The organism is Anoxynatronum sibiricum (assembly GCF_039414295.1).
GTDB classification, from domain to species: domain Bacteria; phylum Bacillota; class Clostridia; order Peptostreptococcales; family Tindalliaceae; genus Anoxynatronum; species Anoxynatronum sibiricum.
The window spans coordinates 1-610 of record NZ_JBCITM010000057.1 but is presented as its reverse complement, the minus strand read 5'-3'; the positions used below and the strand labels follow the sequence as shown (position 1 = coordinate 610).

Genomic DNA, 610 nt, shown 5'->3' with positions numbered 1-610 from the left:
GTCCCTGTATCACCGTTACGCTGGCTCCAAGCACTTGCCCAGAAGAAAATTCAACATCTTATCATGTTCTTGTATACTGGAAACAGCACGGGTGAGCATTCATGAGTATAAAGGTTACTGTGGTCGTTCATATAAAGAGGACAGCAACCCTTCTCAGAAGATGCCTTTTTCACAAACACCAGCTTCCTTATATCAGAAACTTGATATATGAAGTATATCATGAGTGGATACAGTTGAGAAATCAGGTGCGTATCTCTTCCTTCAGCGTGACGCGCCTGCACACAAAAGCAACTACCATCATCATCACACCGGCCACCCATCCGCCAAGGCTGAAGACGGGAGGCCCGTACAACCCGATACCCAAACCGGCCAAAACCAGCAGCGCCGCTAACACTCCGTAGATTTTCATCCTGTAAAGGGTCATGAAGGGCAGATAATGAGAGCCCACAATAATCATCGCCGCCGGATAAAACCACATCGGTCTGTAAAGAATCACCGCGCCCACCAACAGAAAATTGATGGGAACTGTAAAAGCCACCTGAGCACCCAGGGCCCATAATCCGTTTCCTGAACCAACCCTGGCAGATCGCCCCATGATCCGCAGGGTCAG

At 49.0% G+C, this 610-nt stretch carries 1 protein-coding gene; it reads right to left on the bottom strand.

Features of this window, described 5'->3' with window-relative positions; translation table 11 throughout:
• Positions 1 to 241: 241 nt before the first annotated feature.
• Positions 242 to 610 (bottom strand): DUF7010 family protein (locus tag AAIG11_RS17925; protein WP_343187554.1); only part of this gene is annotated, 369 nt, incomplete at its 5' end.